This window comes from Nocardia sp. PLKS1-43, from assembly GCF_059510335.1.
Genome location: NZ_JCAJZQ010000004.1, coordinates 32,113 through 45,774, shown reverse-complemented (window position 1 = coordinate 45,774; position 13,662 = coordinate 32,113). Strand labels below are relative to the sequence as shown.

Genomic DNA, 13,662 nt, shown 5'->3' with positions numbered 1-13,662 from the left:
GTTTCCGGATCGGCTGTCTCGTGTGGCAGCGGTCCGTACATGACATGAAGGAGCTCGCGACTATGGCTGCCGTCTGCGACGTCTGCGCCAAGGGCCCCGGCTTCGGTAAGTCGGTTTCGCACTCGCACCGGCGCACCAACCGTCGCTGGAACCCGAACATCCAGACCGTTCGCGCGCAGGTTGCCCCGGGCAACACCCGCCGCATGAACGTCTGCACCTCCTGCCTGAAGGCGGGCAAGGTCGTTCGCGGCTGAGCTGCACGAACCGTTCGTCGACGCCCCGGCACCCGATGAGGGTGATCCGGGGTGTCGTCGTTTATCGACAGGTGCCGCGATGACCTCCGACCGCCCCTGGCACATCACCCCGCTGCACGCCGAACACTGCCTCGGCCTCGCCGAATGCCATATCGCCTGCTGGCGCGAGGCCTATCGGGGCCTGGTCCCCGACCACGTCCTGAACGCCTTCGACGTCGCCCGCCGAGCCGAGCAGTGGGAACGCATCCGAGCGGCGACGCGCGCCCCGGATTCGATATTCGTCGCCCTCGTCGACGGCGCGGTCGTCGGCTTCGCCGGCTTGCGCGCGATCGATGAAACCGCGGCCGAGCGGGAACTGAACGCGATGTACGTCCGGGCCGCGTGGTACGGCAGCGGACTCGCGCACGATCTGATGCGCGAGGTCCTGGACACTCGCCGGGATACCACCCTGTGGGTGTTCGAGGAGAATCCCCGCGCCCAGGCCTTCTATCGCAAGTACGGTTTCGAACTCGACGGCGCTCGACGAGCCGAGCGCTTCTCCCCCGCCGTCGAGGTCCGGATGCTGCGCCCAGCCGATACGAAACCTGCCCGGTAGGGCAGGTCCGCACCGCCGGGCGCGGCGCTACCGACCGGAATTACCTATTGCCGCCCAGGCACTGGACGTTGGCACTGATGCTCTGGAGGGCGCACAGGCCGAACGCGTTGACATTCGACGACAGCGAGGCGGAACCCGTCTGCGGGTCGTACAGCGCCAGCACCGGCGCGGCCTGCTCGGTGTTCGCGGGCGCTGCCGGGGCCTGCTCCAGCGGGATGGTCCTCGCCTGCGCCGCAACCGGCGCCCCCATGATGGCCGCTCCGGCGGCGACGGTCACGATGGCACCGCGCACGGACTTGATCTGCATGCATCTGCTCCTACTGTGATGAGTTAGAACACCGGTCACGGCAGGCGCCAGTCGACCGGGGCGGCCCCCAATGTACCCAGCAATTCGTTGGTTCGGGAGAAGGGCCGGGATCCGAAGAATCCGCGGGAGGCCGACAACGGTGAGGGATGGGCCGATTCGATGTACGGCACCGAGCCGAGCATCGGCTTGAGGGTGGACGCGTCCCGGCCCCACAGGATCGCCACCAGCGGCTGCTCCCGCGCGACGAGCGCGCGAATTGCCTGCTCGGTGACCGCTTCCCAGCCCTTGCCGCGATGTGAGGCGGGCTGTCCGGGCGAGACGGTGAGCACCCTGTTGAGCATCAGCACGCCTTGATCCGACCACGGCGACAGATCACCGCAGGAGGGCGTCGGATAACCGAGATCGCGGGAGTACTCGGAGAAGATGTTCGCCAGACTGCGCGGCACCGGCGAAACATCGGGCGCGACCGAAAAGCTCAGGCCCATCGCATGTCCCGGCGTCGGATAGGGGTCCTGGCCGACGATCAGCACCCGGACCTTGTCCAGCGGGCGCTGGAACGCACGTAGCACGTTCTCGCCCTTGGGCAGGTAGCCGCGTCCGGCGTTGTTCTCCGCGCGCAGGAATTCGCCCATGGCCGCAATGCGGTCGGCCACCGGCTCCAAGGCCTCGGCCCAGCCCGTATCGATGATCTCCGACAGTGGTTTCGCACCCATGTCGGACAAACTTAGTGTGGGCCGGTTCACCACGACAGCTCACCTACCTTCCGAGAACGATTCCCAACCGCCCGGTCCGGACCAGCGGGCGCCCTCGACCGTGACTCCGGCGCCGTCCACGACCCGCCCGACTCGGGTCCATCCTGGCGGAAGCGCCTGTCCCGCAGCAAATGTGGCCGCGAAGGCGTGGTCCTCACCGCCGGTGAGAATCCAGTCCGACGACTTCTCGCCGAGTTCCCGGGCGACCGGATCCAGTTCCGCGTCGACGAGCGCGGTGGAATCGAGATCCACCGCGACGCAGGAGCTTTCGGCGACATGCCCGATATCCGCGAGCAGCCCGTCGGAGACGTCGGTGAGCGAGGTGATGGCCGTGTCCCGGGGCAGGTCCAGCACCGCACGATACGGCGGTCGCGGAACCCGGTGCGCGGCAACCACACCGGGGAAGCGGTCCGGGTCCAGGCCCGCGCTCAACACGGCCAGCCCGGCCGCGGACCAGCCGAGCCGCCCGGCGACCGCGACCACATCACCGGGCTTCGCACCGGACAGCAGCACCGGCGCGCGGCGCGGATCGCCGAACGCGGTCACCGATACGATCAGCAGCGGCGCGCGCACCACGTCGCCCCCGGCGATCGAGGCGCCCACCCGGCCCGCCTCGGCCCACATCCCCTCGACGAATCCGTCGACGAAGGTCACCGGGGTGTCGGCCGGACAGCCGAAGGACACCACGAAGGCGCTCGGCGCGGCCCCCATCGCCACCACGTCCGCGGCGTTCTGCGCGATCGCCTTGGCCCCGATATCGCGCGGGCTCGACCAGTCCAACCGGAAATGCCGGTCCTGCACCAACATGTCGGTGCTGACCACGAAACGCCCGTCCGGCGCGGCGAGCACCGCGGCATCGTCGCCGGGCCCGAGCAGGACGGCCGGCACCTGTGCGCGGCCGGTGGTCATCCGCGCGATGAGCCCGAACTCGCCCAGGTCACGCACCGTCAGCGGGCTGGTTTCAGTGATGGCCGTCTCCTTTCACGAACCGCGCCGGGGGCAACGGACGTCCGCGACGCTACCCTCGGACCCGAAACCAACGACCACCAGCCAGGATCCGGTACCGAGACGAGTGGAGAAGATCTCCGGGATGAGCAGCGATACGGAACGGCCGGACGCCCCCGCGTCCGAGGATGCGATAGCCTCGCCCGCCCAGGGCGCGAACGTCCCGCGTCCGGCCGAACCGACGCCCTCGACCGGCGGCGAAGCCGGCCCGCCGGGCGGCCGCGCCCCGGAAACCGGCGGCTCGGACGCCGCGAACGAAACCACGCGGTCCGATTCCGAAACCGACCGCTACAGCTTCGAGCCCGAGGACACCCGGCGCTCGCCGGCGCTCATCGCGACCGCCGTCGCGCTGCCGGTCGCGCTGATCGTCGCGGTCCTTGCCATCGCGGTCTTCGCGCGACAGCACCCGAGCCGCGAGGCGCTCGCGCTGGGCTCGGTCCCGCAACCGCAGGCCACCGGTCAGGCGTGCACCGCACTGCTTCCGGCGCTGCCGTCGAGCATGGGCGATTACACCCGGGCGGAGCTGGCCCAGCCCGCCCCGCCCGCGACCGCGGGCTGGCAACTGCCCGACGGCGGCGACCCCATCGTGCTGCGGTGCGGCCTGGACCGCCCGGCGGAATTCGTCAAATCCGCTGGGCTGCAGGTGATCAACGGCGTCAACTGGTTCGAGGTGCGCGATCCGTCCAGCGGAATCACCTCGGGCACCTGGTACATCGTCGACCGCGGCACCTACATCGCCGTCACCATGCCCGACAAGGCCGGACCGACTCCGCTGCAAGACATTTCGAATGCGGTCGGCAAGGCGCTGCCCGCCCGTCCGATCGATCCCGCGCCGATCCCGAACTAGTTTCCATCGGGTCGCCGGAAGGTGATCCGGCCGGTGCCCAGATCGACGCCGAGACCGCCGGGCGCGGCATCGCCCGGATTCTCCCGGTGCATCAGTACCACCTGACGCTGCTGGAATTCGATTTGTTTTCCCGCGCCGAACACCGCGTCGAGACCCTCCAGCCCGATGGCGGCGGCGCCCGGACCACCCGATCCGCGCATCCACGGCAGCGCGGTTCGCCCGGTCAGCCTTCGATACAGCACATCACCACAGGCGACGACCGTGATCAGCACGACCAGACCAGGGATCGTCATCGCGAACAGCACCACCCCGAGAGTACCGGCGATCGGCGGCGGATACGGATGGCTCGGTCTCGCTCGAACCCGGAATGCCACGTCACGGGCATGCCCACGGGACAAACCGGACCGTGACCTGTTTGCGCCACGCGTCGGCGGACACCGGATGTCGGTCATCCCCCGATGCGCCGAATCCGGGGCCATCGGACGGCCAGCCCGCAGCCGACCCGTCCCCGGTCGGCAAGTCAGCGCAGGCCGGTGCCGCGAGCGAGCGCGGTATCGATCAACGTGCTGATCAGAGCGCCGTTATCGATACCCGTCGCCGCCCACATCCGCGGGTACATCGAGATGGCGGTCATACCGGGCATCGTGTTGATCTCGTTGATCACCGGGCCCTGATCGGTGATGAAGAAGTCGACCCGGGCCAGCCCCTGGCAGTCCAGCGCGCGGAACGCCCGCACCGCGAGTTCCCGGATCTCCTGCGCCACATCGTCGTTCAGCTTCGCCGGGATGTCGAACTCGCATACGTCGTCGAGATATTTGGTGTCGAAGTCGTAGAAGTCCGGCGCTTGCGAGCTGACCTCCGGCATCCGGATCTCGGCGGGCACACTGGCTTCGACCCGTCCGTCCGGGAACTCCAGTACGCCGCACTCGATTTCGCGGCCGATGACGGCAGCCTCGACGATCACCTTCGGATCGTGCAGGCGCGCAACAGCGATCGCCTCGTCCAGCCGATCCCAGCTGTCCACCTTCGTTATGCCGATGGACGATCCGCCGCGAGCGGGCTTGACGAACACCGGAAGCCCCAGGCGTTCGCGGTCGGCCTCGCGCACGGTGGCCGCGCCGGGGCGCAGCACCACATGGTCACCGACCGGAATACCGTCGGCGGCAAAGAGTTTCTTCATGAACTCCTTGTCCATGCCGGTGGCACTGGCCAGCACGCCGGGCCCGACGTAGGGCAGGCCGGCCATCTCCAGCAGTCCCTGCACCGTGCCGTCCTCACCGAACGCGCCGTGCAGCACGGGGAACACCACCTCGAGCGCACCGGCCCCGATCGCGGAGCCGTCGAGCGGCAGCAGACTGCCGCCGCGGGTCGGATCGGCCGCCAGCACGAGTTCGGTGCCGGATCGGTCGACCGAGGGCAGCGTGCGATCGGCGATCGCGAGCGTTGCGGCCTCCGAGCCGCTCAGCACCCAGGTCCCGTCGCTGGTGATCCCGATCGGCACGGCCTCGTACCGTTCGGGGTCCAGGTTGCGCAGCACGAAACCCGCCGACACGCAGGACACCGCATGCTCGTTGCTGCGGCCGCCGAAGACGACTCCGACCCGGATCCGGCCACCGTGCGCACGGTCGGGCCCGGAGGCGGCAGCTTGCGTACCCACGGAGGGCCCCGCGCCCGCCATCGACTCAGTCATGACCGGAACCGTACCCGTCCAGCGGAAATTCAATCACTCCGGCTTCATCGACCGCCCGAGCAACCGCCCGACGGCCTCGGCGACCGACAACCCCTCGTGGCAGACCTGATGCACCGAGGTCGTCAGCGGCATCTCCACCCCGTGCCGTTCGGCCAGCGCCCGGATCGAGGTGCACGATTTGACGCCCTCGGCCACCTGACCGTGGGTGGCCTGCTGCGCGACCTCCATGGACCCGCCGGTACCCAGTACATGCCCGAACGACCGGTTGCGCGAGAGCGGTGAGGTGCAGGTGGCGACGAGATCGCCGACTCCGGCCAGGCCGGCCAGGGTCACCGGATTGGCTCCCAGCGCGACGCCCAGCCGGATGATCTCGGCCAGCCCCCGGGTGATCAGGCTCGCGACGGTGTTGTCGCCCAGGCCCATTCCCGAGGCGATCCCGCAGGCCAGCGCGATGACGTTCTTACAGGCGCCGCCGATCTCGCAGCCGATCACGTCGGTGTTGGTGTAGGGCCGGAAGTACCCCGTGGCGCACGAGTGCTGCACGGCCTGTGCGCGTGCCTCGTCGCCGCAGGCCACCACCGAGGCGGCGGGCTGTTCCGCGGCGATCTCCCGCGCCAGATTCGGCCCGGACAACACCGCGATCCGGCCGGGGTCCGCACCGGTGACCTCCGCGATCACCTCACTCATCCGCAGCAGCGTGCCGGTCTCGATGCCCTTGGCCAGGCTCAGCAGCGTCGCGTCGGGCGCGATCGCGGGCCGCCAGTTCGCCAGATTGGCGCGCAGCGACTGGGACGGGACGGCCAGCACGACCAGCTGCGCACCGTCGAGTGCCGCGAGATAGTCGTCGGTGGCCCGCACCCCGTCCAGGCGCACATCCGGCAGGTAGTCCGGATTGCGATGCTCGGCGGCCAGCGTGTGCGCGACCTCCGGCCGCCGGGCCCACATCGTCACCTCGGTGCCCGCATCGTTCAACACCTTCGCGAATGCGGTGCCCCACGATCCCGCACCCATCACTGCCGCCCTAGTCACCAGACCGATATTGCCATTCGTTCCGGCATTCGCGTCGCAAGACGGGTGGTCATGACCCCCACCACAATGCCGGACATGCAACGATGGGCGCATGCGTCCGGATGCCGTCCACGCCGTGATCGCGGTGAAGAACCTCGAGCGCGCGAAGAGCCGACTCGCCGAGGAGTTGCCACCCGCCGATCGGTCGCGCCTGGTGCTTGCCATGCTGTCGGACACCGTGCGCGCCGCCCTCGCCGCCGGTATCGGCTCGGTCACCGTCGTCACACCGGATTCCGGTGTCGCCGCGGCGGTGCGCGCACTGGGCGCGGCGGTCCACCCCGACCCGGAAATGGCCGTCGACGGGCTCAATGCCGCGCTCGCCGACGCCGCCGAGGCGGTGCGGGCCCGGCACGGCGCGGTGGAACTGCTTGCACTGCAAGCGGATCTGCCCGCGCTGCGCCCGGACCAGTTGACCGATATGCTGGCCGCGGCTCCCGCGACCGGGCGCGCCCTGGTCGCCGACCACACCGGACAGGGCACCGCCGCCCTGCTGGTGCGCGACGGAACCGCGCCGCTGACACCGCTGTTCGGCCCGGATTCGGCTCGCCGCCATGCCGACTCGGGCGCGAAGGGTCTCGACGGCGACTGGCCCGGCCTGCGCCTGGACGTCGACACCCCCGCGGACCTGCGGGCCGCGGTGACGCTCGGCCTGGGCCCGGCCACGACCGCACTGCTGCGTGACATCGGCTGGCCGCACCCTGTTCACACGGATCTCATGCGGAGGTGCGGAGCGGGTCATATGTGTGCCAGATGATCGCCAGACCTGCGTCGAGGGTCGGTAACCAGCGGTGCCGGTCACGGTGCCGCTCGAATATGAGGGATGATCGTGAGTGTGATCGAGCCTGCGAGCGACCCGGCAGCACTGCCCGCGTCGCGCAGGTTACGACCGAGCGCAGCGAGGTGATGGTGTGAGTGATACAGAAATCGTCCAGCAGCAGCCCCGGTTGCCGGCGGCGCCGCCGGCCGCAGCACCGCCTCCCGGGAACACGGCTGCCTCGCAGTTGCCCGCGGATCGCTATCTCAACCGGGAACTGAGCTGGCTGGACTTCAACGCGCGGGTGCTGGCCCTGGCCGAGGATAAATCCGAGCCGTTGCTGGAGCGCGCGAAATTCCTGGCGATCTTCGCCTCGAACCTCGACGAGTTCTACATGGTCCGCGTGGCCGGGCTCAAACGCCGTGCCACAGCCGGGCTCTCGGTGCGCTCGGCCGACGGCCTGTCGCCCACCGAACAGCTGGAGCTGATCGCGGCCGCCACTCAGGAGCTGGCCTCCCGGCACGCCCGGGTCTTCCTGGACGAGGTGCAGCCCGCACTCGTCGAACAGGGCATCGCGATCATCGGCTGGTCGGATCTGGACGAGGACGAGCGCCGCCGCCTGTCGGGTTATTTCCAGGATCAGGTCTTCCCGGTGCTGACCCCGCTGGCCGTCGACCCCGCCCACCCGTTCCCCTACATCAGCGGCCTGAGCCTGAACCTCGCTGTGACGGTGAAGGATTCCGACAACGGGGGTGAACATTTCGCGCGCGTGAAGGTGCCCGACAACGTGGACCGCTTCGTGCGCGTACGCCGCAGCGCCCCGGTCGCTCCGGGCCGCGCGCCCGTACTGCGCGAAGGTGATCCGGCGGTGTCGAGCCTGGCCGCCTTCCTGCCGATGGAGGATCTGATCGCCGCGCACCTCGATCAGCTTTTCCCGGGAATGGATGTGGTGGAACATCATTCGTTCCGCATCACCCGCAACGCCGACTTCGAGGTGGACGAGGACCGCGACGAGGATCTGCTCCAGGCCCTCGAACGCGAACTCGCCCGCCGGCGCTTCGGATCTCCGGTGCGCCTGGAGGTTTCCGACGATATGACCGAGCACATGCTCGATCTGCTGTTGCGGGAACTCGACGTCGACCCGGGCGATGTGATCCAGGTGCCGGGTCTGCTGGACCTGTCCTGCCTGTGGCAGGTCTACGGGGTGGACCGGCCCGCACTCAAGGACGCGCCCTACGTCCCGACCACCCCACCGGCGTTCGGCGAAAGGGAAACTCCGCGAAACGTTTTCGCCGCCCTGCGCGAGGGCGACGTGCTGGTGCACCACCCGTACGACTCGTTCTCCACCAGCGTGCAGCGATTCATCGAACAGGCCGCCGCCGATCCGCAGGTGCTGGCGATCAAGCAGACGCTGTACCGCACCTCGGGCGACTCCCCGATCGTCAACGCGCTCATCGATGCCGCCGAGGCCGGTAAGCAGGTCGTGGCCCTGGTCGAGATCAAGGCCCGCTTCGACGAGCAGGCCAACATCAAATGGGCTCGGGCGCTGGAGCAGGCGGGCGTGCACGTGGTCTACGGCCTGATCGGGCTCAAGACGCACTGCAAGACCTGTCTGGTGGTCCGCCGCGAGGGCGCCACCATCCGCCGGTACTGCCACATCGGTACCGGCAACTACAACCCGAAGACCGCGCGACTATACGAGGACGTCGGATTACTCACCGCCGCACCGGAAATCGGCGCGGATCTGACCGATCTGTTCAATTCGCTGACCGGATACTCGCGCAAGGCCACCTACCGTAATCTGCTCGTCGCCCCGACCGGTGTGCGGGCCGGAATCATCGAGCGGATCCAGCGCGAGGTCGAACTTGCCGAGCAGGGGCAGCCCGCTCGAATCCGGATGAAGGCCAACGCGATCGTCGACGAACAGGTGATCGACGCGCTGTACCGGGCGTCGCAGGCCGGGGTGCCGGTGCAGATCGTGGTGCGCGGCATCTGCGGGCTGCGTCCCGGTGTGACCGGGATGAGCGAGAACATCGAGGTGCGCTCGATCCTCGGGCGGTTCCTGGAACATTCCCGCGTCATGCACTTCCAGGCTCAGGACGAGTACTGGATCGGCAGCGCCGATATGATGCACCGCAATCTGGACCGGCGCGTCGAGGTCATGGCGCAGGTCAAGGACCCCAGACTGTGCGAACAGCTGACGGTGATGCTCGATTCGGCCCTGTATCCGACGACGCGCTGCTGGGTGCTGCAGCCGGACGGGACCTGGCAGGCCCGGCCGAGCGCGGAAGAGGTCGCCGAACTCGGTGAGCAGGTGCGCGACCACCAGGAATTCCTCATGCGGCTGCGGCGTCCGGATCAGCAGTGAGCCGTTCGGCGACACAGGATTCCGACTGCCCTCGCTACCCCGACCCCCGCGTCACCGCGAACATCCGCGCCGCGGGTGCGGTGGTGTGGCGCCGGCGCCGGGACGGCGCGGTCGAAGTCGCGGTGGTACACCGCCCGAAGTACGACGACTGGTCGCTGCCCAAGGGGAAACTCGATCCGGGCGAGACGGCGATGATCGCGGCGGTGCGCGAGGTGGCCGAGGAGACCGGTCTGAGCACCCGGCTGGGCAGGTATCTGGGCAAGGTCACCTATCCGGTGACCGGGCATCGCAAACTCAAACGCGTGGACTACTGGTCCGCCCGGATCGAAGACGGTGAATTCGCCGTCAATTCGGAGGTCGACCGGCTGCGGTGGCTCGGTATGGACCGGGTCATGGACGCGCTGTCGTATCCGATGGATCGCACCATCGTCCGCAATTTCCTGCGGTTCCCGGCGGACACCGCGACCCTGCTTTTGGTGCGGCACGCCAAGGCCGGCCATCGGGATCGCTTCGCCGGTCCGGACGCCGAGCGCCCGCTGGACAAGCACGGCGTGGCACAGGTGCAGGACCTGACGCCGAATCTGGCGGCCTTCGGGCCGCGGGAGGTCTACTCGGCCCCGCCGGTGCGCTGCGTGCAGACCGTGCGACCGCTCGCGGACCAACTCGGCGTCGAGATCGGCCTCGAGCCGACGATGTCCGAAACCGCTTATGCCGCAGCGCCGGACGCGGCGCTGCGGCGGATCCGGGAACTGGCGTCCCCGGACACCGTGCGCGTTATCTGCAGTCAGGGCAAGGTGATTCCGCCGTTGCTGGCCGCCTGGGCCGAAATCGACGGTGTCACACTGCCTCCCGCGCGCAATCGCAAGGGCAGCGCCTGGGTGCTGTCCGTGGCCGACGGCCGGTTGGTCGCCGCCGACCATCTCGACAAGGCGCTGCGCGCGCACTGACGCGCGCCCACGCGAAATATTGCGCCGACATACGAATCGGCCCCAGGCCTGATGGGCCGGGGCCGATTCTTCGTCGGAGAGACCTCAGCGGCGGGCGGTCCGCTTCGCGGCGGTCTTCTTCGCCGTGGTCTTCTTGGCGGCCGTGGTCTTCTTCGCCGCGGCCTTGGTCGCCGTGGTCTTCTTGGCAGGCGCCTTGGCGGCGGCCGTGGTCTTCTTGGCGGTGGTCTTCTTGGCCGCCGTGGTCTTCTTCGCCGCGGCCTTCTTGGCCGGAGCCTTGCTCGCCGTCTTCTTCGCCACGGCCTTCTTGGCGGCCGTGGTCTTCTTGGCGGCGGCGGTCTTCTTGGCCGCGGCCTTCTTGGCGGCGGTCTTCTTCGCCGCACCCGACACCGGTGCTGCCACACCGCGTTTCACGGCCGGGCCGGAGGCCGCGACCTTCTGCTTCCCGGCGATGATCGCCTTGAACTGTGCACCCGGCCGGAATGCAGGGACCGAAGTGGGCTTGACCTTGACGGTTTCACCGGTACGCGGGTTACGCGCCACTCGCGCAGCGCGCTTGCGCTGTTCGAACACACCGAATCCGGTGATGGTGACGCTGTTGCCCTTGTTCACCGCGCGCACGATCGTGTCGACAATCTGCTCGACTGCCGCAGTGGCCGTGCGCCTGTCAGTACCCAACTTTTCGGTCAGAACGTCGATCAGTTCCGCCTTGTTCATTGAATCCTCCGCAGACTAATGGCCCGTCGTCGGACCGACTAGGTACCACGGTAAACCCTCAATGGGCAAGAGTCTATGTGCCACGCCAAATTTCATGTGGTGTGGCACACGCACAGCTACCGCGATTGGCGGCGCTCAGCTAACGCCTAGGGCGGATTAGGCCCGCTAATTAGGCGTCGGAATGGTCGTGGGTTTCCAACCTGGCCTTGCCTTTTCGAACCGGTCGATCGCCTCTTCCTGACGGAGTGTCAGTCCGATGTCGTCCAAGCCCTCGAGCAGACGCCACCTGGTGTAGTCGTCAATTTCGAAGGGCAACACGACCGTTCCGGTCGCCACTGTGCGCGCCTCGAGGTCGACCACCAATTCCTGACCGGGACGTTCCTCGAGCAACTTCCAGAGCAATTCGACATCATGTTGTGACATGCGGGCCGCCACCAGCCCGCCCTTACCGGCGTTGCCGCGGAAGATGTCACCGAAGCGTGAGGAGATCACGACCCGGAAGCCGTAATCCATCAACGCCCAAACGGCGTGTTCGCGTGAGGATCCCGTACCGAAATCCGGGCCCGCGACCAGGACGCTGCCCCGGTTGAACGGTTCGTTGTTGAGAATGAACGTCGGATCCGAGCGCCAGGCCGCGAACAGCCCGTCTTCGAATCCGGTACGTGTGACTCGCTTCAGATAGACCGCGGGGATGATCTGGTCGGTATCCACATTGGACCGGCGCAGCGGCACCCCGATCCCCTTGTGCACCTTGAAGGGTTCCATGAGTTCTCCTGATTAGGTCGTGGCATGAACGGTCAGGCGCGGAGGCGGCAGCGGAGCATAACCACGTAGCGCCCCGGCTCATGCCGAAATATCTACGATCAGTTCAAGTCCGCAGGTGAGGACAGGGTTCCGCGGACCGCGGTGGCCGCTGCGACCAGCGGCGAAACCAGATGTGTGCGCGATCCTTTGCCCTGCCTGCCCTCGAAATTGCGGTTCGAGGTGGACGCGCAGCGCTGGCCGGGAGAAAGCTGATCGGGATTCATGCCCAGGCACATCGAGCATCCGGCCTGACGCCATTCCGCGCCCGCCGCGGTGAAAATCTCGCCCAAACCCTCGGATTCGGCCTGCGCGCGCACGCGCATCGACCCGGGCACGATCAGCATGCGCACACCGTCGGCCACCGTACGACCCTCCAGCACCGACGCCACCGCACGAAGATCCTCGATCCGGCCATTGGTACACGAACCGACGAATACGGTGTCGACCGCGACATCCCGAAGCGGAGTACCGGGCTCCAAATCCATATAACGCAATGCCTTCTCGGCGGTCTCGCGCTCGGTTTCGTCCGCCATTTCCGCCGGGTCGGGCACCGACGCACCCAGCGGGGCGCCCTGGCCGGGGTTCGTACCCCAGGTCACGAAGGGGGTCAGCGTGGAGGCGTCGATGTGCACCTCGGCGTCGAATCGCGCGTCGGGATCGGTCTTCAGCGCCTCCCAGGCCGCCACCGCGGCATCCCAGTCCGCACCCTGCGGCGCGTGCGGACGGCCCTTCAGGAATTCGTAGGTGGTCTCGTCGGGGGCGACCATGCCCGCCCGCGCACCCGCCTCGATGGACATATTGCACATCGTCATCCGCGCTTCCATCGACATCGAACGCACGGCCTCGCCGCGATACTCGATGACGTAGCCCTGGCCGCCGCCGGTGCCGATCTGCGCGATCACCGCCAGGATGACGTCCTTGCTGGTGACACCGTGCGGCAGCTGACCGTCCACGGTGACCGCCATGGTCTTGAACGGCCGCAGCGACAACGTCTGCGTGGCCAGCACGTGTTCGACCTCGCTGGTGCCGATACCCATCGCCAGCGCACCGAACGCGCCGTGCGTGGAGGTGTGCGAATCACCGCACACCACGGTCGTGCCCGGCTGGGTCAGCCCCAGCTGCGGACCGACCACGTGCACGATGCCCTGTTCGATATCGCCCATCGGGTAGAGCCGGACGCCGAATTCCGCGCAGTTGCGGCGCAATGTCTCGACCTGCGTGCGCGAGGTCGGGTCCGCGATCGGCTTGTCGATGTCGACCGTCGGCACGTTGTGGTCCTCGGTGGCGATGGTCAGATCGGGCCGGCGCACCGGCCGTCCGGCCTGCCGCAGTCCGTCGAACGCCTGCGGGCTGGTCACCTCGTGCACCAGGTGCAGATCGATGTAGATGAGGTCGGGCTCGCGCGCCTCGCCCTCACCCCCACCGCGGGCGACGACGTGCTCGTCCCAGACCTTCTCCGCCAGTGTGCGTGGCCGTTCGGCCATCGGTATCACCTCTGTGTGCTGTATTTGATTGCCTCCGCTTCGCTCCGGCGTGTTCGCGGCCCTGAAGGCTCGC

Annotated in this window: 15 protein-coding genes; 6 read left to right on the top strand and 9 right to left on the bottom strand. The window is 68.2% G+C overall.

All coding sequences use genetic code 11. The features are described from left to right. Nucleotides 1-62: 62 nt before the first annotated feature. Together rpmB and AC5WS7_RS15715 are read left to right on the top strand one after the other, a co-directional pair. On the top strand, nt 63-254 hold the full coding sequence (gene rpmB / locus AC5WS7_RS15720; RefSeq protein WP_011210730.1) for a 50S ribosomal protein L28: 192 nt from the start codon (nt 63-65) through the stop codon (nt 252-254). 79 nt (nt 255-333) lie between these two features. After that, complete coding sequence (locus AC5WS7_RS15715) at nt 334-849, top strand: GNAT family N-acetyltransferase (RefSeq protein ID WP_495955243.1); 516 nt, start codon at nt 334-336, stop codon at nt 847-849. Nucleotides 850-889: 40 nt separating this feature from the next. On the opposite strand, the gene AC5WS7_RS15710 is transcribed toward AC5WS7_RS15715, so the two are convergent. From AC5WS7_RS15710 to AC5WS7_RS15700, 3 genes are read right to left on the bottom strand one after another with little or no spacing between them, the layout of a single operon-like run. Beyond that, nucleotides 890-1,156, bottom strand: coding sequence for a hypothetical protein (locus tag AC5WS7_RS15710; RefSeq protein ID WP_495955242.1), 267 nt, complete (start codon nt 1,154-1,156; stop codon nt 890-892). A 35-nt stretch (nt 1,157-1,191) separates the two neighbouring features. After that, nucleotides 1,192-1,869, bottom strand: a complete 678-nt coding sequence (locus tag AC5WS7_RS15705; protein WP_495955241.1) for a uracil-DNA glycosylase — start codon at nt 1,867-1,869, stop codon at nt 1,192-1,194. Between the two features lie 39 nt (nt 1,870-1,908). Next, on the bottom strand, nt 1,909-2,877 hold the full coding sequence (locus AC5WS7_RS15700; RefSeq protein WP_495955906.1) for a thiamine-phosphate kinase: 969 nt from the start codon (nt 2,875-2,877) through the stop codon (nt 1,909-1,911). Nucleotides 2,878-2,998: 121 nt separating this feature from the next. Here AC5WS7_RS15700 and AC5WS7_RS15695 point away from each other — a divergent pair, with 121 nt between their 5' ends. Continuing rightward, nucleotides 2,999-3,760, top strand: a complete 762-nt coding sequence (locus tag AC5WS7_RS15695) for a DUF3515 domain-containing protein (RefSeq protein WP_495955240.1) — start codon at nt 2,999-3,001, stop codon at nt 3,758-3,760. On the opposite strand, the gene AC5WS7_RS15690 is transcribed toward AC5WS7_RS15695, so the two are convergent. The 3 genes from AC5WS7_RS15690 to AC5WS7_RS15680 form a co-directional block, all read right to left on the bottom strand. Continuing rightward, nucleotides 3,757-4,065: a DUF6191 domain-containing protein gene (locus AC5WS7_RS15690; RefSeq protein ID WP_495955239.1), complete on the bottom strand. Its 309-nt coding sequence runs from the start codon at nt 4,063-4,065 to the stop codon at nt 3,757-3,759. The genes AC5WS7_RS15695 and AC5WS7_RS15690 overlap by 4 nt on opposite strands. 215 nt (nt 4,066-4,280) lie before the next feature. Continuing rightward, nucleotides 4,281-5,438, bottom strand: coding sequence for a D-alanine--D-alanine ligase family protein (locus AC5WS7_RS15685; RefSeq protein WP_495955905.1), 1,158 nt, complete (start codon nt 5,436-5,438; stop codon nt 4,281-4,283). A 45-nt stretch (nt 5,439-5,483) separates the two neighbouring features. Next, complete coding sequence (locus AC5WS7_RS15680) at nt 5,484-6,479, bottom strand: NAD(P)H-dependent glycerol-3-phosphate dehydrogenase (protein WP_495955238.1); 996 nt, start codon at nt 6,477-6,479, stop codon at nt 5,484-5,486. 91 nt (nt 6,480-6,570) lie between these two features. Between AC5WS7_RS15680 and cofC the strand changes: the two genes are divergently transcribed. The 3 genes from cofC to AC5WS7_RS15665 all read left to right on the top strand — a co-directional run bounded on the left by cofC (nt 6,571) and on the right by AC5WS7_RS15665 (nt 10,587). Continuing rightward, nucleotides 6,571-7,272 (top strand): 2-phospho-L-lactate guanylyltransferase, encoded by a 702-nt coding sequence (gene cofC / locus AC5WS7_RS15675; RefSeq protein WP_495955237.1) that lies wholly within the window; start codon nt 6,571-6,573, stop codon nt 7,270-7,272. A gap of 154 nt (nt 7,273-7,426) precedes the next feature. Next, nucleotides 7,427-9,640, top strand: a complete 2,214-nt coding sequence (locus AC5WS7_RS15670) for an RNA degradosome polyphosphate kinase (protein WP_495955236.1) — start codon at nt 7,427-7,429, stop codon at nt 9,638-9,640. Further along, nucleotides 9,637-10,587, top strand: a complete 951-nt coding sequence (locus tag AC5WS7_RS15665; RefSeq protein WP_495955235.1) for an NUDIX hydrolase — start codon at nt 9,637-9,639, stop codon at nt 10,585-10,587. Before AC5WS7_RS15670 ends, AC5WS7_RS15665 begins: the two co-directional genes overlap by 4 nt. A gap of 84 nt (nt 10,588-10,671) precedes the next feature. Here AC5WS7_RS15665 and AC5WS7_RS15660 read toward each other — a convergent pair whose 3' ends face one another. The 3 genes from AC5WS7_RS15660 to leuC all read right to left on the bottom strand — a co-directional run bounded on the left by AC5WS7_RS15660 (nt 10,672) and on the right by leuC (nt 13,589). Further along, the gene (locus AC5WS7_RS15660) at nt 10,672-11,301 is read right to left on the bottom strand and encodes an HU family DNA-binding protein (RefSeq protein WP_495955234.1); all 630 of its coding nucleotides are present in this window, start codon (nt 11,299-11,301) and stop codon (nt 10,672-10,674) included. A 165-nt stretch (nt 11,302-11,466) separates the two neighbouring features. Further along, complete coding sequence (leuD, locus tag AC5WS7_RS15655; RefSeq protein ID WP_495955233.1) at nt 11,467-12,066, bottom strand: 3-isopropylmalate dehydratase small subunit; 600 nt, start codon at nt 12,064-12,066, stop codon at nt 11,467-11,469. 98 nt (nt 12,067-12,164) lie between these two features. Continuing rightward, entirely contained in the window at nt 12,165-13,589 is a 1,425-nt protein-coding gene (gene leuC, locus AC5WS7_RS15650) for a 3-isopropylmalate dehydratase large subunit (protein ID WP_495955232.1), read from the bottom strand. Nucleotides 13,590-13,662 lie beyond the last annotated feature (73 nt).